The organism is Citrobacter sp. Ce129 (assembly GCF_030334545.1).
Lineage (GTDB): Bacteria > Pseudomonadota > Gammaproteobacteria > Enterobacterales > Enterobacteriaceae > Citrobacter > Citrobacter europaeus.
Window position 1 is genome coordinate 20,345 of sequence record NZ_JAOWDS010000027.1, and the last position, 20,631, is coordinate 40,975.

The 20,631-nt window shown below is 52.7% G+C and carries 16 protein-coding genes and 1 pseudogene; 8 read left to right on the top strand and 9 right to left on the bottom strand.

What is annotated here, in order from left to right; all coding sequences use genetic code 11:
* Positions 1 to 157 precede the first annotated feature (157 nt).
* The 3 genes from acs to actP all read left to right on the top strand — a co-directional run bounded on the left by acs (position 158) and on the right by actP (position 4,320).
* A complete protein-coding gene (acs, locus tag OGV77_RS00430; RefSeq protein WP_087051807.1) occupies positions 158 to 2,116 on the top strand; it encodes an acetate--CoA ligase in 1,959 nt (652 codons plus the stop codon).
* Between the two features lie 243 nt (positions 2,117 to 2,359).
* Positions 2,360 to 2,674, top strand: a complete 315-nt coding sequence (locus OGV77_RS00435) for a DUF485 domain-containing protein (RefSeq protein ID WP_006688274.1) — start codon at positions 2,360 to 2,362, stop codon at positions 2,672 to 2,674.
* Positions 2,671 to 4,320: a cation/acetate symporter ActP gene (gene actP / locus OGV77_RS00440; protein ID WP_043018092.1), complete on the top strand. Its 1,650-nt coding sequence runs from the start codon at positions 2,671 to 2,673 to the stop codon at positions 4,318 to 4,320. The genes OGV77_RS00435 and actP overlap by 4 nt, the downstream gene beginning before the upstream one ends.
* Positions 4,321 to 4,532: 212 nt before the next feature.
* On the opposite strand, the gene OGV77_RS00445 is transcribed toward actP, so the two are convergent.
* On the bottom strand, positions 4,533 to 5,480 hold the full coding sequence (locus OGV77_RS00445) for a DUF4431 domain-containing protein (RefSeq protein ID WP_170928046.1): 948 nt from the start codon (positions 5,478 to 5,480) through the stop codon (positions 4,533 to 4,535).
* 242 nt (positions 5,481 to 5,722) lie between these two features.
* Between OGV77_RS00445 and OGV77_RS00450 the strand changes: the two genes are divergently transcribed.
* The gene (locus OGV77_RS00450) at positions 5,723 to 7,012 is read left to right on the top strand and encodes a Gfo/Idh/MocA family protein (protein WP_043018091.1); all 1,290 of its coding nucleotides are present in this window, start codon (positions 5,723 to 5,725) and stop codon (positions 7,010 to 7,012) included.
* Positions 7,013 to 7,026: 14 nt separating this feature from the next.
* Here OGV77_RS00450 and OGV77_RS00455 read toward each other — a convergent pair whose 3' ends face one another.
* Together OGV77_RS00455 and OGV77_RS00460 are read right to left on the bottom strand one after the other, a co-directional pair.
* A complete protein-coding gene (locus tag OGV77_RS00455) occupies positions 7,027 to 7,716 on the bottom strand; it encodes an LrgB family protein (RefSeq protein WP_003031745.1) in 690 nt (229 codons plus the stop codon).
* Entirely contained in the window at positions 7,709 to 8,119 is a 411-nt protein-coding gene (locus tag OGV77_RS00460; protein WP_043018090.1) for a CidA/LrgA family protein, read from the bottom strand. Before OGV77_RS00460 ends, OGV77_RS00455 begins: the two co-directional genes overlap by 8 nt.
* Positions 8,120 to 8,220: 101 nt before the next feature.
* On the opposite strand from OGV77_RS00460, the gene OGV77_RS00465 reads away from it, so the two are divergent.
* Entirely contained in the window at positions 8,221 to 9,111 is an 891-nt protein-coding gene (locus tag OGV77_RS00465) for a LysR family transcriptional regulator (protein WP_043018089.1), read from the top strand.
* A gap of 69 nt (positions 9,112 to 9,180) precedes the next feature.
* Here the strand turns inward: OGV77_RS00465 and OGV77_RS00470 are convergent.
* From OGV77_RS00470 to soxR, 4 genes and pseudogenes are all read right to left on the bottom strand, one after another.
* Positions 9,181 to 9,672: pseudogene (locus OGV77_RS00470) on the bottom strand (REP-associated tyrosine transposase).
* A 222-nt stretch (positions 9,673 to 9,894) separates the two neighbouring features.
* A complete protein-coding gene (locus OGV77_RS00475; RefSeq protein WP_043018087.1) occupies positions 9,895 to 11,541 on the bottom strand; it encodes a Na+/H+ antiporter in 1,647 nt (548 codons plus the stop codon).
* A gap of 156 nt (positions 11,542 to 11,697) precedes the next feature.
* Positions 11,698 to 13,047, bottom strand: a complete 1,350-nt coding sequence (gene ghxP / locus OGV77_RS00480) for a guanine/hypoxanthine transporter GhxP (RefSeq protein WP_043018086.1) — start codon at positions 13,045 to 13,047, stop codon at positions 11,698 to 11,700.
* 599 nt (positions 13,048 to 13,646) lie between these two features.
* On the bottom strand, positions 13,647 to 14,105 hold the full coding sequence (gene soxR, locus OGV77_RS00485; RefSeq protein ID WP_043018085.1) for a redox-sensitive transcriptional activator SoxR: 459 nt from the start codon (positions 14,103 to 14,105) through the stop codon (positions 13,647 to 13,649).
* Positions 14,106 to 14,191: 86 nt separating this feature from the next.
* Between soxR and soxS the strand changes: the two genes are divergently transcribed.
* On the top strand, positions 14,192 to 14,515 hold the full coding sequence (gene soxS / locus OGV77_RS00490; protein ID WP_016155362.1) for a superoxide response transcriptional regulator SoxS: 324 nt from the start codon (positions 14,192 to 14,194) through the stop codon (positions 14,513 to 14,515).
* 2 nt (positions 14,516 to 14,517) lie between these two features.
* Here the strand turns inward: soxS and pdeC are convergent, their stop codons facing one another.
* The gene (pdeC, locus tag OGV77_RS00495) at positions 14,518 to 16,104 is read right to left on the bottom strand and encodes a cyclic di-3',5'-guanosine monophosphate phosphodiesterase PdeC (protein ID WP_087051805.1); all 1,587 of its coding nucleotides are present in this window, start codon (positions 16,102 to 16,104) and stop codon (positions 14,518 to 14,520) included.
* 551 nt (positions 16,105 to 16,655) lie between these two features.
* On the opposite strand from pdeC, the gene OGV77_RS00500 reads away from it, so the two are divergent.
* Complete coding sequence (locus OGV77_RS00500; RefSeq protein WP_016155360.1) at positions 16,656 to 16,937, top strand: YjcB family protein; 282 nt, start codon at positions 16,656 to 16,658, stop codon at positions 16,935 to 16,937.
* A gap of 66 nt (positions 16,938 to 17,003) precedes the next feature.
* On the opposite strand, the gene ssb1 is transcribed toward OGV77_RS00500, so the two are convergent.
* Positions 17,004 to 17,528, bottom strand: a complete 525-nt coding sequence (gene ssb1 / locus OGV77_RS00505; protein ID WP_003826621.1) for a single-stranded DNA-binding protein SSB1 — start codon at positions 17,526 to 17,528, stop codon at positions 17,004 to 17,006.
* Between the two features lie 251 nt (positions 17,529 to 17,779).
* Here ssb1 and uvrA point away from each other — a divergent pair, with 251 nt between their 5' ends.
* Positions 17,780 to 20,602 carry an excinuclease ABC subunit UvrA gene (gene uvrA / locus OGV77_RS00510; RefSeq protein ID WP_016155358.1) on the top strand — a complete coding sequence of 941 codons (2,823 nt, stop codon included), beginning with the start codon at positions 17,780 to 17,782 and terminating at the stop codon, positions 20,600 to 20,602.
* Positions 20,603 to 20,631 lie beyond the last annotated feature (29 nt).

Consider the following 20,631-nt stretch of genomic DNA (forward strand, 5'->3'; position numbering starts at 1 on the left):
ATTTTTGCTAGTTCCCTTCAAAATTCAGTTTGTCGCTAATTTGCACAATTCGTTTATTGCGTGATCTGCCGCGCAAATACTAAACAAAACTCTCAATGCCCCTACATTTAACGTTTATGAGACATATTATTAACATCCTACAAGGAGAACAAAAGCCATGAGCCAAATACATAAACACGCTATTCCCGCAAACATTGCGGATCGTTGCCTGATAAATCCGGAGCAGTACGAAGCGAAGTACCAGCAATCTGTTAACGAACCCGACACATTTTGGGGCGAGCAGGGAAAGATTCTTGATTGGATCAAACCGTACAGCCAGGTGAAGAACACCTCGTTTGCGCCAGGCAACGTGTCTATTAAATGGTACGAAGACGGCACGCTAAACCTGGCAGCGAACTGCCTCGACCGTCATCTGCAGGCAAATGGCGATCGTACCGCCATCATCTGGGAAGGCGACGACGCCACCCAAAGCAAACATATAACCTACCGCGAGCTGCATCGCGATGTCTGTCGTTTTGCCAATACATTACTGGATTTAGGCATTAAAAAAGGTGATGTGGTGGCAATTTATATGCCGATGGTGCCGGAAGCTGCGGTCGCCATGCTGGCCTGCGCCCGCATTGGCGCGGTGCATTCGGTCATCTTCGGTGGTTTCTCACCGGAGGCCGTCGCCGGACGTATCATCGACTCTAATTCACGCCTGGTGATCACAGCCGACGAAGGCGTGCGCGCCGGACGCGCTATCCCGTTGAAAAAGAACGTCGATGATGCGCTGAAAAACCCGAACGTGAAAACCGTTGAACATGTAGTCGTCCTCAAACGTACTGGCGGTAAAACGGAATGGCAAGAAGGCCGTGACCTGTGGTGGTCCGATCTTATCGAGAAAGCCAGCCCGGAACATCAGCCAGAAGAAATGAACGCGGAAGATCCGCTGTTTATCCTGTATACCTCCGGTTCAACTGGCAAACCGAAAGGCGTGCTGCACACCACCGGCGGGTATCTGGTCTACGCCGCAACCACCTTTAAGTACGTGTTTGACTACCATCAGGGCGATATTTATTGGTGTACCGCTGACGTAGGTTGGGTAACCGGACACAGCTACCTGCTGTACGGTCCGCTGGCCTGCGGCGCAACCACGCTGATGTTCGAAGGCGTGCCAAACTGGCCTACTCCGGCACGAATGTCGCAGGTTGTGGACAAGCACCAGGTCAATATTCTGTATACCGCACCGACCGCCATCCGCGCCCTGATGGCAGAAGGCGATAAAGCGATTGAAGGTACTGACCGTTCGTCGCTGCGTATCCTGGGTTCCGTTGGCGAGCCGATCAACCCGGAAGCATGGGAGTGGTACTGGAAGAAGATCGGCAACGAAAAATGTCCGGTCATCGATACCTGGTGGCAGACTGAAACCGGGGGATTCATGATCACCCCGCTGCCGGGCGCCACCGAGCTGAAAGCCGGTTCCGCAACCCGTCCGTTCTTTGGCGTACAGCCTGCGATTGTCGATAACGAAGGTAATCCACTGGAAGGCGCGACCGAAGGCAACCTGGTAATTACCGACTCGTGGCCGGGCCAGGCGAGAACGCTGTTTGGCGATCACGAACGCTTTGAGCAAACCTATTTCTCCACCTTCAAGAATATGTACTTCAGCGGCGACGGCGCACGCCGTGATGAAGATGGTTATTACTGGATCACCGGCCGTGTGGACGATGTGCTGAACGTCTCTGGTCACCGTCTGGGAACGGCAGAAATCGAATCGGCGTTGGTGTCGCATCCGAAGATTGCCGAAGCCGCGGTAGTCGGTATTCCGCATAATATTAAAGGCCAGGCGATCTACGCCTACGTCACGCTGAATCACGGCGAAGAGCCGTCACCTGAGTTGTACGCCGAGGTTCGCAACTGGGTGCGTAAAGAAATTGGTCCGTTGGCAACGCCAGACGTGCTGCACTGGACCGACTCACTGCCGAAAACCCGCTCCGGCAAAATCATGCGCCGTATCCTGCGTAAAATCGCGGCGGGCGATACCAGCAATCTGGGCGATACCTCGACCCTCGCCGATCCGGGCGTGGTAGAGAAACTGCTCGAAGAGAAGCAGGCCATCGCGATGCCATCATAACAAAGTCCTGAAAATGCCGGATGGTGACGCGAAAGCGTCTTATCCGGCCTACAAATCTGACCCTACCCTCTCTTCATCCGGGAGGGAAATATAAAAAACCTCCCCCAAAGGATTTCGTGTTACAGGAAGGCGGCAAGCGAGCACATCCCCAGGAGCATAGTTCACTATGTGACTGGGGTGGGCGAGTGCGGCCAACGAACCTGTAGCACGAAAGACGCAGGGGGACCTCTGGAGAGCTCTGTGATGAATGACAATATTTATCAGCGGATAGAAGACAGTGCGCGTTTCAGGGAGTTAGTTGAAAAACGGCAACGGTTTGCCACCATTCTGTCCATCATCATGCTGGCAGTTTATATCAGCTTTATATTATTGATTGCCTTTGCGCCGGGCTGGCTGGGTACTCCGCTACACGCGGGAACCAGCGTCACCCGCGGTATTCCGATTGGGGTCGGTGTGATCCTCATCTCTTTCATCCTGACCGGGATCTACATCTGGCGGGCAAATGGTGAATTCGATCGCCTGAACAATGCGGTTCTGCACGAGGTTAAAGCATCATGAAGAGAGTCCTGACGGCGCTTGCCGCCACGCTGCCCTTCGCCGCAAACGCGGCGGATGCTATTAGTGGTGCAGTCCAACGCCAGCCAACCAACTGGCAGGCGATTGTTATGTTCCTGATTTTCGTCATCTTTACGCTCGGCATTACCTACTGGGCGTCTAAGCGCGTACGTTCGCGGAATGACTACTACACCGCTGGCGGTAACATCACTGGTTTCCAGAACGGGCTGGCGATTGCGGGCGACTATATGTCGGCGGCATCGTTCCTCGGGATTTCCGCGCTGGTGTTTACCTCGGGTTATGACGGGCTGATCTATTCCCTCGGCTTCCTGGTTGGCTGGCCAATTATCCTGTTCCTGATTGCTGAGCGTTTGCGTAACCTGGGTCGTTACACCTTTGCAGACGTTGCTTCCTACCGTCTGAAACAAGGCCCAATCCGTATTCTGTCGGCCTGTGGTTCCCTTGTGGTGGTCGCGCTGTACCTGATCGCCCAGATGGTCGGCGCAGGTAAGCTGATTGAGCTGCTATTTGGTCTGAACTATCACATCGCCGTCGTGCTGGTTGGCGTATTGATGATGATGTACGTTCTGTTTGGCGGCATGCTGGCGACCACCTGGGTACAGATCATCAAAGCCGTTCTGTTGCTGTTCGGCGCCAGCTTTATGGCCTTTATGGTGATGAAGCACGTCGGCTTTAGCTTCAACAACCTGTTCACCGAAGCGATGGCGGTACACCCGAAAGGTTCAGCCATTATGAGCCCGGGAGGACTGGTTAAAGATCCGATCTCCGCGCTGTCGTTAGGTCTCGGCCTGATGTTTGGTACGGCAGGCTTGCCGCACATCCTGATGCGTTTCTTCACGGTAAGCGATGCCCGCGAAGCGCGTAAGAGCGTGTTCTACGCCACCGGTTTTATGGGTTATTTCTACATCCTGACCTTTATCATCGGCTTTGGCGCAATCATGCTGGTAGGGGCTAATCCGGCGTACAAAGACGCTGCAGGTGCGTTGATTGGCGGTAACAACATGGCAGCGGTTCACCTGGCGAACGCGGTGGGCGGTAACCTGTTCCTCGGTTTCATCTCAGCCGTGGCATTTGCCACCATCCTGGCGGTGGTTGCCGGCCTGACGCTGGCGGGTGCATCGGCAGTCTCTCATGACCTGTACGCCAACGTGTTCCGCAAAGGCGCAACCGAACGTGAAGAGCTGAGAGTCTCGAAAATCACCGTACTGGTGTTGGGCGTGATTGCTATTCTGCTCGGCGTGCTGTTTGAGAACCAGAACATCGCCTTCATGGTAGGCCTGGCGTTTGCTATCGCGGCCAGCTGCAACTTCCCCATCATTCTGCTCTCCATGTACTGGTCAAGACTGACCACGCGTGGCGCGATGCTGGGCGGCTGGTTAGGTCTGCTGACGGCGGTGGTGCTGATGATTCTTGGCCCGACGATTTGGGTCCAGATCCTCGGTCACGAAAAAGCTATTTTCCCGTATGAGTATCCGGCGCTGTTCTCCATTAGCGTAGCATTCCTCGGGATTTGGTTCTTCTCTGCTACCGACAACTCAGAAGAAGGCAATCGCGAACGCGAGCAGTTCCGTGCTCAGTTCATCCGTTCCCAGACCGGGTACGGCGTAGAACAAGGTCGCGCACACTAACTCCTTCTCTTCCCCGGTCATTTTGGCCGGGGAAGACATTCAGCAAATCATCCAGGATTCTCATCCGTTATAAAGCGACGAGCAGGTACAGCGATAAGCAACAGGAAAACAATCGCACACACAAGATTTAGCCACTGCCAGCCCATAAATAAATCATTAAGCATTTTTAACATCCTTTTCTATTTTTATTCCATTCCATCTGTAATACGTCATTAGTCTGCAGTAAAACTCCCCGTCAGTCGCAGTTTGCCATCAACCAGCTTGAACATATATGACGTCGCGCCGTCACAATTTTCTGAAAGACCGGGGAGTTGCTCATTTGCACTTGTCCCCTGCGAAGTAAAAAGAATACCGTCTGTAAGTTCCCCTTGAGCGATGGTATCGCATGTTCCTGTAACGGTATGACGTTTACCGTTTTCTTCATAATAAAACATGCCATCTTCATCAGCTGGAAAATAGCGACGTTGCTGCTCACGTTCCGAAAGTGTGTTAATTCTGTACTCGTTTATCATCAGTGATTCAGCATCAACGCCGATATTGGTCAGCATCTGCAGATGCGCCATAATCTGCTGCGAATTTTGGTCAAATACAGCCTCGGTAAGTACTTCTTCCTGACGATTTTCGTCATAAGCAATAAAGTCAAATAGCGTCCCCTGCAAAGGAAAGACAAAATATGTTTTCAACGCGACAACATTTTTCTCTCGCAACGCCTGTTGGAACTGTTGAAACTGAATTAGCGCGCTTTTCTTTTGTTCTGGCGTGGTGATGGGAGTAACGTTTTTGGCGCTATCAAGAATAAGCAGCACAGAAGTAAAGTGACGACCCGTCTGGGCATACATCGTTTTCCCGGTCAGGATGACATCTTTTCCCAGAGAAGGAGCAAGATCGGCGTAACCAGGCTTATTTTTGCCCATCAATATAAGCTGTACTAGCGGAACACTTTCACGCTCACCAGTAACATCGCACTCAAACGGTTGATCCAATTTAAGATAATCATAAGTTACCGCCTCATCGCCATCTTTAATGCTTTCGTAATTTGGCGGACCGGGTAACGTCTGTTGTATTAATGTTCCCTGGAATGTCACCCGTTGGTCTTCATCAGGACACCAGGCCAAAACGGCATGACTGAACAAGAGAGCAGATAACCACAAATATTTCACGCTGCGCGTCCTTACAATGGCGAGTAACATTTATCACTATTCTAAGGCGTGAACATAAATTTAAACATAGCCTCTAAGAAAATAAGAATCTCGCCCCCTCCGCCGATCATTTTGGTCGGGATCACATTTTTCCCTCTACGTTGTATCCATCTTCCGCATTAGCGCTATTGTACAAAAATCAAATTGAAACATTGTTTTTATTACATCGATACTGCAATTCATTTTTGAAGGATGAGGATGTTATGAAGAAATATGCCCTGGTAGGAACCGGCGGGCGCGCGGGACTTTACATCAGCGCGATTGGCGGGCAATGGAAGGAAAATGCTCGTTTGGTTGCCTTTTGCGACACCAATCAAACGCGTATGAATTACGCTAACCAGCTTCTGAAGAACGAAGGCGCAGCCCCTGTCTCCACATGGAAAGCGCAGCAGTTTGAAGAGATGATCCGAGAAACTCGCCCGGATATCATCATTGTAACCACCATGGACCGGACTCACGACGACTACATCGTGCGTGCGCTACGCGCGGGCTGCGATGTAATCACCGAAAAACCGATGACCATCGATGAGCAACGCGCCCTGCGGATTCTGGACGCCATTGAAGAGACCGGACGTCAGGTACGCGTCGCCTTTAACTATCGCTATGCGCCGCACCACAGCAAAGTTCGCGAACTGCTGATGAACGGTACGATTGGCGAAGTTTATTCGGTTCACTTTGAATGGTTGCTCAATACCGAGCACGGTGCCGATTATTTCCGCCGCTGGCATCGCGAAAAACGGAATAGCGGCGGCTTATTAGTGCATAAATCCACTCACCATTTTGATCTGATGAACTTCTGGCTGGGCAGTTATCCGGAGCGGGTGTATGCCGAAGGTAGCCTGCGTTTCTACGGAAAAGAGAACGCCGAACGCCGGGGCGTGACGCAATTTTACCCGCGCACTCACGGCTATGCGCAGGCCAAAGACGATCCGTTTGCGCTGCATATGGCCGAGAATCCTCAGCTTAAAGCGCTCTATCTGGATGCCGAACACGAAGATAACTATTTCCGCGACCAGAGCGTGTTCAGCGACGGTATCACCATTGAAGACACCATGTCGGTGCTGGTGAAATATCAGAATCAGGTGCAGCTTACCTATTCACTGAACACCTGGCTGCCATGGGAAGGCTTGAACGTGGTGTTTAACGGTAGCGAAGGCCGCCTGGAGATGAAAATCGTTGAGAAATCCTACGTCAACGCCGGAGGGGAGCGGGACAACGAAGGCAGCCTTGAAGCCTGTGACATCACTGTTTTCCCGATGTTTGCCGCGCCGTGGCAGGCTGATTTTACCCTCGGCGAAGGCGGTCACGGTGGCGGTGATAACGCCATGCTGGCGGATCTGTTTGGCGAGCCGCGGCACGATCCGTTGCAGCGTGCCGCCGACCATCGCGCCGGCGCCATGTCGATTTTGACCGGTATCGCCGGGAATATTTCCATGCAGCAACAGCGGCCGGTGAATTTTAAAGAATTCTCGCTGATTTCACGCTTGAAATAGCACACCGCCGCTGGTCAGAACATCAGCCTTGCGACCAGCGGCGCTACCAGCACCATCACCACGCCAGAAAGCATCATCACCAGGCTGGCAACCACGCCCTCCTGCTGGCCGAGCTCATATGAGCGTGCCGTGCCTGCGCCATGCGATGCGGCGCCAAATCCTGCGCCTTTCGCCATCCCTTCGCGAATGGAAAGTCGTAAAAACAGCACATCGCCGACCGCCATACCGAATACACCGGTCACCACCACGAACAATGCCACCAGGTCCGGCTGCCCGCCCAACGGCTCTGCCGCCGCCAGCGCAAACGGCGTAGTGACGGAGCGCACCGCCAGACTGCGCTGGATTTCATCAGGCAGCATAAACAGACGCGCCAACCAAACGGAACTGGTGACAGCCACCAGCGTAGCCGTCACTACGCCCGCCGTCAGCGACATCCAATGGCGCTTAATCACCGCAAGGTTGTCATAAACCGGCACGGCAAAGGCGATGGTTGCAGGTCCCAGCAGCCACAGCAGCCAGTGCGATTCACCAATATAGTTTTGCCAGGAGATGTGCCCAAAGACCAGCATCAGCACCAGCAGCGCCGGAGTGAGCACCAATGGCATCAGCGGTAATTTACGAAAACGGCGATACAGACGCTTGTTGGCAAAATAGATGCCCAGCGTAATCACCAGACACAGCACGCTTAGCTGGAAATTACTCACGGTTTAGCCTGCTCATTTCATAGCGATACACTTTATCCACCACCCACGCCGTTGCGCCAAGCACCATCACCGTACTTAGCGCAATGACGGAAAATATGCGCCAGCCATCGACCAACAACAGCTGCGTGTAGTTGACGACGGCCACCACCGCTGGGACAAAAAATAGCAGCATTTCAGCCAGTAACCAGCGAGCCCCAGCGCGGATCCAGTTCAGCGGGATAACCCGACAGACAATCAACGCCAACATCAGCACCATCCCCACCAGGTTGGCAGGAAGCGGCAAATGCAGCCAGGAGACAAGATATTGAGCAAATACAAATAGACCTGCGTACAACAGAACCTGAACGGGTATCTGAAGTCGATGAATAACGGCAGGCGTCACGCGGCTTATCGCCACAGCCATGAGGGTATGTCCTTAAAAAATAGAGAGCGCCAGTATAGAGACCCCCCATCCAGGACTGAAATGAATTAAACTCATTGCAGGCATAGTCTTAAGGAATAATCATGGATATCAGAACGCTGCGCTATTTTGTTGAGGTGGTTCGTCAGCAGAGCTTTACCCGCGCAGCGGAGAAGCTTTTTGTCACCCAACCCACCATCAGCAAGATGTTGAAGAACCTTGAAGACGAGCTTAACTGCACGCTGTTAATCCGCGACGGTCGGCGGCTGCTGTTAACCGACACCGGGCAGGTCGTTTTCGAACGTGGCCTGGCGATCCTTGCCGAGTTTCGCCAGCTCGAAGCCGAACTTAGCGACATTAATCATCTCAACAAGGGCGTGCTGCGCCTCGGTATCCCGCCCATGGTGGGTATGTTGATGGCCGGGCCGATCGGCCTGTTTCGCCAGCGCTATCCCGGCGTTGAGCTGAAGATATCTGAATTTGGCGGCTTAACCGTTCAGCAGGCGGTGATAAACGGCGATCTGGATGTCGCGATGACTGCGTTGCCAGTTGAGGAAGAGAGCGGTCTGGCGACCTTACCGCTTTTTAGTCATCCGCTCTGCGTGCTGGTCCCCCGCTCCGGTCAGTGGACAACGTGCGAATCTATTTCCCCCGAGGCGTTAGCGGAGCATCCGCTGCTTATCTATAACGAAGATTTCGCATTGAGCCGCCAATTGCTTAAGCTGTTTAGCCAACACAACGTCAAGCCCCGCATCGCGGTTCGCAGCGGGCAGTGGGATTTTCTGGCGGCGATGGTGCAAGCCGGTGTCGGGATTGCTATTTTACCGGAGCCGATTTGCCAGCGCCTGGATAAGCAGACGCTGCGCTGGATCCCCCTGGAGAGCGATTTACGCTGGCAGTTGGGTATGATTTGGCGCGACGGCGTATATTTGTCGCACAGCGCCAAGGCGTGGCTCAAATGCTGTGAAGGGTTTTGGCTAACCCAAGAGGTGTAAAATGCCGGATGCGGCTTAACGCCTTATCCGGCCTACATCCGATTCCGTAGGCCAGATAAGCGTAGCGCATCAGGCACGTTCACCCGCATTAAAATCCATGATTTCACCTGCCCAATCTTGCGGGTACAAACCATGCATCACATCACGATGAAATGTTGAAAAAGGCCAGTCCTGTACCTGTTTTACCCAGCCGTGCTTCACCGGGTTAATGTAAATATAATCAACATGCTGGCGATAATCATGTTCATCACGGATGGTGTGCTCCCAAAAGCGAGATTGCCAGATATGTCGGGAAGACAATGAGTGGGTGAAATGCTTCTTAATTTCCCGCCAGCGAGAGGAATAATCCGCATCATTGTCAGGTAACGTCCATATGCAATGCATATGCTCGGGTAAAACGACCCACGCATTAATGCGAAAAGGCCTAATCTTTTTGACCGCAGCGATTGCACACCGAAGCGCGTGAATGTTGGCAGTCAGAAGATGGCTTCAACGGTCCTGCAGATTTACCGTAAAAAACCAGGTTCCCCCATTAATGTAATTTCGTCGATAGTTGGACATGTTTCCCCCTTTCCTCAACCGTATGGAGAAAAGAGGGAATCGACAAGAGGGATGGATTCGTTCAGGAAAGCCGCTCGCAAATTACACGATGAATAATTTCTTGCAGCCAGTTGCGCGCCATTTGGCACACCCTTCGCCGGATGCGGCTAGCGCCTTATCCGGCCTACATCGCTGTTGCCGGTTTTGTAGGCCAGATAAGCGTAGCGCATCAGGCACGCTCGTTTACTGGTTCTCGATCAACAGCGCTTCCAGCAAATCCAGATCGTGCAGCAGTTTTTGCAGCGTTTCATTGCTGATTTCCCGCGTGGCGCGCAGATGATAAAGTTCCGCGCGCTCTGAGCGCAGCGCTGCCAGGCGGAAACGCCGTTCGAGATTTTCTTCCTGCATCGAGCTTTCCACGTCATTGCGTCCGTCGGCACGTCGACGCAGGTTACCGATGACGCGTGAACTCACCTCGGTGAGCAACTGGTTGTCGATGTTCTCTTCGCTGTCCGCAGCCAGACGTTCCTCCATTTTCTGGATGGCGACAATCGCCACTTCCGCCGTAGCTGCGCGGGCAATACGTTCCTCTTTCTGCTGCTGCGAGTGGTCTGCCACTTCCAGATGCTGTAGCAGAATCGGCAGCATCACCACGCCAACAAACAGCGAGAACAGAATCACGCCCGCAGCCAGGAAGATCAGCTCATAGCGCGCCGGGAAGCCGCTACCATCCGGTAGCAGCAGCGGAATGGAGAGCACACCGGCAAGGGTAATAGCCCCACGCACCCCCGCAAAGGAGGCTATCAGGATTTCACGCGTCGTCCAGGATCCAAACTCCATCGGTTTTTTCTTCAGGAAGCGCAGGCTGAACTTCTTCATGGTCCACAGCCAGCCAAAACGTACCAGCATCAGCGCCACGTAAATCAGCACGATATCGGTAAACAGCATCCAGATTTCAACGTTCGGGTCGACTTCTGCCGCCGCCAAAGATGACTCCAGAATTCCCGGCAACTGCAGTCCTAACAGCAAGAACACCATGCCGTTAAACACAAATTCCAGCATCGCCCAGGTGCTGTTAGCGCGCAAACGCATCGCCAGCGGCGCACGGCGCATTACTCCAGAACGGGTAATCGTCATCCCGGCAGCGACCGCCGCGAGGATGCCTGAAACACCAATGTGTTCCGCAATCAGATAAGACGCAAACGGCAGCAGAAACAGCAGAACGATTTGCGTTGCGGGCTCATCACCGCCCCAGCGGCTAAGAAAACGCAGGGAGCGCCCGTACAGCCAACTGACGACAAAACCGGCCAGGATGCCGCCAATCGCCACTTTGAAGAACTCAACCGTCGCGCCGCCGACGGTAAATACCATCGTGCCCATCGCCACGGCTACGGCAAATTTCAGCGAGACCAGGCCGGACGCATCGTTCATCAACGCTTCGCCCTGCAGGATGCCCATGATTTTCTTCGGTATGCGTCCCTCCCCCACAATGCCGGAGAGCGCCACGGCATCGGTTGGCGACAGAACGGCGGCCAGCGCAAAGGCCGGGATGAGAGGGATCCCCGGCACCAGCCAGTAAATCATAAAGCCAATCCCGACCACCGTAACCAGAACCAGCGCCAGCGCAAGGCCGAAGATCTCTCGCCCGTGCTCGAGAAACTCACGCGTTGGCGTCTTCCAGCCATCGGCAAAGAGCAACGGCGGGATGAACAGAACCAAAAACAGCTCAGGATCGAATTCCACATGCAAACCAAACGTCGGCCACGCCAGCAAGGCGCCGATGGCGATCTGCATAAGGGGTAAAGGGAGTTGGAAGGGCAATACGCGAGTAAATACCCCCGACAGCGAGACCACAAGGGTCATGATGAGTATGGTGAAAAAGATTTCCATGCGTTCCCTGTTTGCGATGTTTCTTATGATTGGTGATAAAGGCGTCGTGCCTTAATTCTATCTACTTGAGAGTAACGCAAAAGACAACGAGTGTGTTCTGAAATTAAAAACGGGCGGCCAAAGCCACCCGTTTTAAGGATCTTCAACGGATGAGGATCAGATAGCCCAACCACCTGCGTAGAAGGCCACCAGCGCGATGGCGATGACCACAGTGCCGATGTTCAGTTTGCGCCATTCGCCAGAGACGATACGGCCAATCACCAGGGTAGCAAAGCCAATCATAATGCCGGTAACGATGTTACAGGTCAGCACGATAAATACGGCTGTTACCAGTCCAGCCATAGCGTCAACAAAGTCAGCAAAGTCGATTTTCGCGACGTTGCTCAGCATCAACAGACCCACATACATCAGCGCAGGCGCCGTTGCGTACACAGGTACAAGATAAGAGAGCGGAGAAAGGAACAGGATCAGCAGGAACAGTACGCCAACGGTGATCGCCGTCAGGCCGGTTTTACCGCCTGCCGCCGTACCCGCTGCGGATTCAATATAAACCGCAGCCGGTGCAGCGCCCACCAGACCAGAGAATACGCTGCTCAGTGAGTCGGTGGTCAGCGCTTTGCCGCCATCAATAATCTGTCCGTCTTTATCCAGCAGGTTCGCCTGTCCGGCCACCGCGCGGATGGTTCCGGTCGCATCGAAGACAGCGGTCATGACCAGCGCCAGCACGCTCGGCAGTACGATCGGGTTCAGTGCGCCCATAATATCCAGGCTGCCAATCAGCGAGTTGCCGTTCTCGTCGCTCAGCGACGGCATGGCAAAAATACCGGAGAAATGCACGGCTGGGTCAAAAATCAGGCCGACGATGGAAATACCGATAATGGTCAGCAGAATGCCGCCCGGCACTTTCAATTTTTCGAGACCAATAATCACCGCCAGACCAATCAGCGACATAATCACCGGGAAGGTATCGAAGTCGCCCAGCGCAACCGGCAGGCCGTCCAGCGGGTTCTTAATCACCAGACCAACACCGTTTGCCGCAATCAGCAGCAGGAACAGGCCGATACCAATCCCCGTACCGTGCGCAACACCTTGCGGCAGATTGCGCAGGATCCAGCTACGAATACCGGTCGCGGAAATAATGGTAAACAGGACACCCATCAGGAACACTGCGCCCAGCGCAACGGGCACGCTGATATGCTGCCCCAGCACCAGGCTGAATGCGGTAAACGCCGTCAGAGAAATGGCACAGCCAATTGCCAGCGGCAGGTTTGCCCACAGGCCCATCACAATAGAACCGACGCCCGCGACCAGACAGGTCGCCACAAATACGGCGGCAGGCGGGAATCCGGCTTTACCCAGCATCCCCGGAACCACGATAACGGAGTAAACCATGGCCAGGAACGTCGTTAATCCGGCAACGACTTCCTGACGAACGGTACTGCCGCGAAGCGAAATTTTAAACCAGGCGTCGAGTGAACCGCCGGTACGCGCTGAAGGCGTAGACATAGAAAACATCCCCTGAGAGTTTATTTTTTCGTCATTATGCGTGCTGGACAATCCACTGCCTGCTAAACGTTTTCTCCATGTGCCAGGTTTGCGTCAATAGGGGTGTCGCAAAAAAGCAAACGTTTAGCTCCGCGCATAAAAAACGGGTGGTAAAAAAAAGCAAACGATTATCCAGCGATCATACGCTGGTTTTCAACTGAACTTTGCCGCTTTTTACTCATTTCTTCTTATAACGCGCAATAAATAATCAGTCGATGCGCAAACGTTATCGTCAATGCGCAATCTGGCAACAAATTTCGCGGAGTTATTACAACATCAGAGTTCCTTTTTTGAGCAAACTTGCGCAAGAAAATCGGTGAAGATGCGGGAAATTTTTTGGCTAAAAAAACAGCATTTCACTGGCAAATGGAGAGAGGTGGCTTACACTTACATTATCAACACAGGCCGGAACCTCCCCTAATGTGCTCGACTGAGGGGTGTTGATGTCGGGGGAAACCCTCCCGTGAACCAGCGGGATAGAGTGAAAGACAAAGACCGGAACCAAACTAAAGCGCCCTCTGTGGCGCTTTAGTTTTATACCCGGCACATTTTTGAACCAATCAATCATCTTCCAGCAGGCGCGCCCCGGTCCCCTGCTCGCCAAGCTGATCGCCTGGGTTACGCAACGGGCAATCACTGCGTGACAAACAACCGCAACCAATACACCCATCCAGCTCATCGCGTAGCGCCACCAAAGTATGAATACGTCGGTCCAACTCTTCACGCCATTGCGAAGAGAGTTGCTTCCACTCTTTAGCACTGAGTGAATGTCCTTCAGGTAATACGCCGAGCGCGTCACCGATCGTGGCCAGAGGGATCCCGATGCGTTGAGCAATCTTGATAATCGCCACATAACGCAACACATCACGTTTATATCGGCGCTGATTGCCGCTGTTGCGCATACTGCTGATTAACCCTTTGCTTTCATAGAAATGCAGGGTTGATACCGCCACGCCGCTACGCCTGGCGACTTCACCTGGCGTGAGGAGCGCTTTTATCCGGGGTAATTTCTTTTCCATAAATCGCTTTACCTCAAGTTAACTTGAGGAATTATACTCGCCCGCAGACAAAACGACGAATCGAATACTGAGAAAGAGGCAGCCCTATGTCCCATCAGCAGATTATTCAGACCCTTATTGAATGGATTGACGACCATATCGATCAGCCGCTGAACATTGAGGCGGTGGCGAAAAAATCAGGTTACTCGAAGTGGTATTTACAGAGAATGTTCCGCACGGTGATGCGCCAGACGTTGGGTGACTACATCCGTCAGCGTCGACTTTTACTGGCCGCTGTTGAACTGCGAACGACTGAGCGACCTATTTTCGATATCGCGATGGATCTTGGTTATGTATCGCAACAAACCTTCTCGCGCGTGTTTCGCCGCGAGTTTGATCGTACCCCCAGCGATTACCGCCATCGCCTGTAAGATTATTGCCCGCTCTGCGTCAGTATAGCGGGCGACCGTTGTATCCACTGCATGAACTCCTGCGACGGCAGTGCTTTCGCGAAATACCAGCCCTGACAATACTGTACGCCGTGTTCGCGCAGCCACTCGATTTGCTCACTCGTCTCTACCCCTTCCGCAATCATCTTCAGATGTAAGCTTTGCGCCATTTCGATGATATGTTCGGCAATCAGGTGACTGGTGCTGTTAGTGGACAGTGTGCTAATAAACGATTTGTCGATCTTCAGGATATCGATATTCAACGCGGATAAATTATGTAGATTGGAATATCCCGTGCCAAAATCATCAAACGCTACTTCATAACCCGCCTGGCGAAACGCCTGGATTACCGGGGTCATTTTATCTATATCAATAAACCCGCGCTCCGTTACCTCGACTTTAATTTGCCGGGGCGCCACAGAGTACTCACGGTTTTTGTCGGTAATCAGGGCAATGAGTCGGGATGAATGAAAGTCAGAAGCCGAGAGATTTATCGAGATATAAAGTTGAGGATGCGCGGCAAGAAAGTATCCTAAATCGTTGAACACCTCTTCAACTACATAATCCGTGATCCGCTCAATCATTCCCTCTTGTTCAGCCAGCGGAATAAACTCGGTCGGGCTCATCACTTCACCATTACCGCCAGGCCAGCGCAGCAGAGCCTCAGCCCCAACGCACTGACCGTTTTTGATATCAATGATCGGCTGGTAGTGCAGACGCAGTTGACGTTTTTTGATTGCGCGTTTTAACAAGCGGCGAGGAGATAAGTATTCCTGGCGCGTGCGCCACCATATTAACAGCATCAGGATGCTGCAGATGACCCCGAAAGGAATCGTTACTGCAGCCTCGTGATAGAAAATCGAATTTATGCGTTTATCTGAGGTCGAGGCAATAATCGCAATCGGACGTTTTTCTGAATGCACGATGGTATAGAAGCGATCGTCCAGTTGGAAGGTAGAGGCTTCACCGCGCACCAATGGCAGTAATTGCGCAATATGCGCCCCTTCGCTGGCAGAGAAAAAGGTGTCCGTTACCGTGTCGTACACGCCCCAGGACAGATCCGGATCCTCTGACATGACTTCGCTGTATGATAATGGGTTGATGACGACAACGTAGTTTCCACGTTGCATATACGTCATTCGGTAGCCAGCGAAAAAGGGGGTATCGCGATAGTAATAGATGGAGACGTCCGGCGTACGTTTATAGTCGGCGGTCGGCATAATATAGGTGACAGGCGGCACCATCGACGTAGAGCACAAAAAATGATCACCCTGCGCATAAATTAGCTCGCTGATATATAAACGGCCACGAATAATATTTAGCATATTTTTCTGATGTGCCGGGGTACACATCTTACCCTGATACAACTGGGCCATATCACGCGCTAAATCGGCTTGTTGGATCACCAGTTCAGTTTTATTTAACACCAGTTGAGCAAAAGAACGAAGTTGATTACGGGTTTCGGACATTGCCCTGATTTGAGCAAACCATAACGCCAGTACCACGGGGAGCAATACCACCATGAATGTTCCCAGGAACTTCAGCATCTTGCGACGCGCACTGTGATTCATGTCAGCCCAATTTCCCTGTTTCGTATATGCCAGAACCCATTAAGGCAAGATGCAATAAACACCGACTGATTAAGTTGCATGAATCTATCAGTATTAGCAACAGACTTCTCTATGTAAAAGTCTGATAATAGTTGATGATGATATTATTTTTCCGTAAGGCAAACTTAAAGTTATGCTTATTTCATAACGTTATTATCCCCAAGGAGTAATTTTTTATGAGCATTATCCTGGTAAGATTTAAGAAATTCATTAAATTTTTTTAACGATTAATTTAGGATAAATTAAACAGGTAATGTAAATGCACCTTTAAGATTGGTTATTTAGTATCATTACCTGGTTGAATATAACCACACAGTAAACATGGTTTTCATCCTGCAAAAATCACGTCCAGTACTGGTGAACAAACGAGCATATGTGATATAGTTCACAAAAATTATGTAACAGAAACAATGTTTCATTCATGTTATTGCCCGTCGATAGCCAGAGTACTACACCCTCGGTGAACATCCCCGCGCTGTCCTGGGCATCCAGACTTTCTGAGGACGTTTTTCATGGCAACGATAACAACTGGTGTGGTTCTACTGCGGTGGCAATTACTCAGCGCGGTGCTGATGTTTTTAGCCAGTACGCTCAATATCCGTTTTCGTAAATCAGATTATATTGGCCTGGCCGTCATTAGCAGCGGTTTAGGGCTGGTTTTTGCCTGCTGGTTTGCAACCGGATTACTCGGCATAACCCTGGTGGATATGTCCGCAATCTGGAAGAACATTGAAACCGTGATGGTTGAAGTGATGAGCCATACACCGCCAGACTGGCCGATGGTGTTGAACTAATAACGGAATTGCATATGGCTACCCCAATCCTGAGGTAGCCATAATTGTCAGCGAAATGCAGAGGGATTAGAACGGAATATCGTCGTCGAAATCCATCGGCGGCTCGTTAGAAGGCGCCGCCGGAGCTGACTGCTGCGGACGAGACTGCGCGCCGCCGCTGAACTGATTGCCGCCCTGAGGCTGCTGAGGCTGACCCCAACCACCCTGCTGCTGGCCGCCACCTGCCGGAGCACCACCACCCTGACGACCGCCCAGCATTTGCATGGTGCCGCCAACGTTCACCACAACTTCAGTGGTGTACTTTTCTACGCCGGATTGGTCGGTCCATTTGCGGGTACGCAGCTGACCTTCGATATAGACCTGGGAACCTTTACGCAGATATTCGCTGGCCACTTCAGCCAGTTTGCCAAACAGCACAACACGGTGCCATTCAGTCTGCTCTTTCATTTCGCCGGTCGCTTTATCACGCCAGGATTCGGAAGTAGCCAGCGTAATGTTGGCGACTGCGCCACCATTCGGCATATAGCGTACTTCCGGGTCCTGGCCCAGATTACCGACGAGAATCACCTTGTTTACGCCTCTGCTGGCCATGATCGTGTCTCCTGAAAAACGTTACTGAATAAGTGTAAGCGCGGGATTGTAGCATTTCCAATAGCGCTTTTACTACGTTGCGAGATCGATTCCAGTAAACAACCCCGGACGGACATTGTTGCACAGGCATCTGCGTTTTGCATTCCAATACTGTATATCCATTCAGGTCAGGTTGTGTCATAATTAACCGTTTGTGATCGCCGGTAGCACCATGCAGCCAGGCAAAAAAGCGTTTAATCCGGGAAAGATGAATGGATAAGATCGAAGTTCGGGGCGCCCGCACCCATAATCTCAAAAACATCAACCTCGTCATCCCGCGCGACAAGCTGATTGTCGTCACCGGGCTTTCGGGCTCAGGCAAATCTTCGCTCGCTTTCGACACCTTGTATGCCGAAGGGCAGCGTCGTTACGTTGAATCCCTTTCCGCGTACGCGCGTCAGTTTCTGTCGCTGATGGAAAAGCCGGATGTCGACCACATTGAGGGGCTGTCTCCCGCCATCTCAATTGAACAAAAATCGACGTCCCACAACCCGCGATCCACGGTAGGTACCATTACCGAAATTCACGACTATCTGCGCCTGCTGTTTGCCCGCGTTGGCGAGCCGCGCTGCCCGGATCACGACGTCCCCCTGGCGGCGCAAACCGTTAGCCAGATGGTGGACAACGTCCTGTCGCAGCCGGAAGGCAAGCGTCTGATGCTACTGGCGCCGGTAATTAAAGAGCGTAAAGGGGAGCACACCAAAACGCTGGAAAACCTGGCAGGCCAGGGCTATATCCGCGCCCGTATCGATGGTGAAGTGTGCGACCTTTCCGATCCGCCCAAGCTTGAGTTGCAAAAGAAACACACGATTGAAGTGGTGATTGACCGCTTTAAAGTACGCGACGATCTCACCCAGCGCCTGGCGGAATCCTTTGAAACCGCGCTGGAACTGTCCGGAGGTACGGCGGTGGTCGCCGATATGGACGATCCAAAAGCGGAAGAACTGCTGTTCTCCGCCAACTTCGCCTGCCCGATCTGCGGCTACAGCATGCGCGAACTGGAACCTCGTCTGTTCTCGTTTAATAACCCGGCTGGCGCATGCCCGACCTGTGACGGTCTCGGCGTGCAGCAGTATTTCGATCCTGACCGGGTGATCCAAAATCCGGAACTGTCGCTGGCCGGCGGTGCTATCCGCGGCTGGGATCGTCGTAACTTCTATTACTTCCAGATGCTTAAGTCACTGGCAGAACACTATAAGTTCGACGTCGAAGCCCCATGGGCCAGCCTCAACCCTGCCGTGCATAAAGTGGTGCTGTACGGTTCCGGTAAAGAAAATATCGAATTTAAATATATGAACGATCGCGGCGATACATCCGTACGTCGCCATCCGTTTGAAGGCGTATTGCACAACATGGAGCGTCGTTATAAAGAGACGGAGTCCAGCGCGGTACGTGAAGAACTCGCCAAATTCATCAGCAACCGACCATGCGCCAGCTGTGAAGGGACGCGTTTACGCCGGGAAGCCCGCCACGTATTTGTTGAAAATACGCCGCTGCCCGCGATTTCCGACATGAGCATCGGTCATGCGATGGATTTCTTCAACAATCTGAAGCTTGCGGGTCAGCGGGCGAAAATTGCAGAAAAAATTCTTAAAGAGATTGGCGATCGTCTGAAATTCCTGGTCAACGTCGGCCTCAACTACCTGACGCTGTCGCGTTCAGCGGAAACGCTCTCCGGCGGCGAAGCCCAGCGAATTCGTCTGGCAAGCCAGATCGGCGCAGGTCTTGTCGGCGTAATGTACGTACTGGATGAACCGTCTATTGGTCTGCATCAGCGCGATAACGAACGTCTGCTGGGTACGCTTATCCACCTGCGTAATCTGGGTAATACCGTTATTGTGGTCGAGCACGATGAAGACGCGATTCGCGCCGCTGACCACGTTATCGATATCGGCCCCGGTGCTGGCGTTCACGGCGGCCAGGTGGTTGCCGAAGGTACGCTGAAAGATATCATGGCGGTGCCTGAGTCGCTGACCGGCCAGTACATGAGCGGTAAGCGCAAAATTGAAGTGCCGAAACAGCGCGTGGCAGCCGATCCGGAAAAAGTGCTGAAGCTCACCGGCGCGCGCGGCAACAACCTGAAAGATGTCACCCTGACGCTGCCGGTTGGTTTATTTACCTGCATTACCGGGGTTTCCGGTTCGGGTAAATCGACGCTGATTAACGACACACTGTTCCCGATTGCGCAGACAGCGCTGAACGGCGCTACGCTGGCTGAACCTGCGCCATATCGCGACGTTCAGGGTCTGGAACATTTCGACAAAGTGATCGACATTGACCAAAGCCCGATTGGGCGTACGCCGCGCTCTAACCCGGCGACCTACACCGGCGTGTTTACGCCAGTGCGCGAACTGTTTGCCGGTGTCCCGGAGTCGCGTGCGCGCGGTTATACGCCGGGTCGTTTCAGCTTTAACGTTCGCGGCGGACGCTGTGAAGCCTGTCAGGGCGACGGGGTGATCAAAGTCGAAATGCACTTTCTGCCGGATATCTATGTGCCGTGCGATCAGTGCAAAGGCAAGCGCTATAACCGCGAAACGCTGGAGATTAAGTACAAGGGCAAGACCATCCACGAAGTGCTGGATATGACGATTGAAGAAGCGCGTGAGTTCTTCGATGCCGTTCCGGCGCTGGCGCGTAAGCTGCAAACGCTGATGGACGTTGGCCTGACGTACATTCGACTGGGTCAGTCCGCTACCACGCTCTCAGGCGGTGAGGCGCAGCGCGTGAAGCTGGCGCGCGAGCTCTCCAAACGCGGTACCGGGCAAACGCTGTATATTCTCGACGAACCGACCACCGGTCTGCATTTTGCGGATATTCAGCAACTGCTGGACGTGCTGCACCAGCTCCGGGATCAGGGCAACACCATCGTGGTGATTGAGCACAATCTGGACGTGATTAAGACCGCAGACTGGATTGTCGATCTTGGTCCGGAAGGCGGCAGCGGCGGTGGAGAAATTCTCGTCTCCGGTACGCCAGAAACGGTCGCGGAATGTGAAGCCTCACACACGGCACGCTTCCTCAAACCGTTGTTGTAATTGCGCAACACTTGTCTGGCCTACAGAAT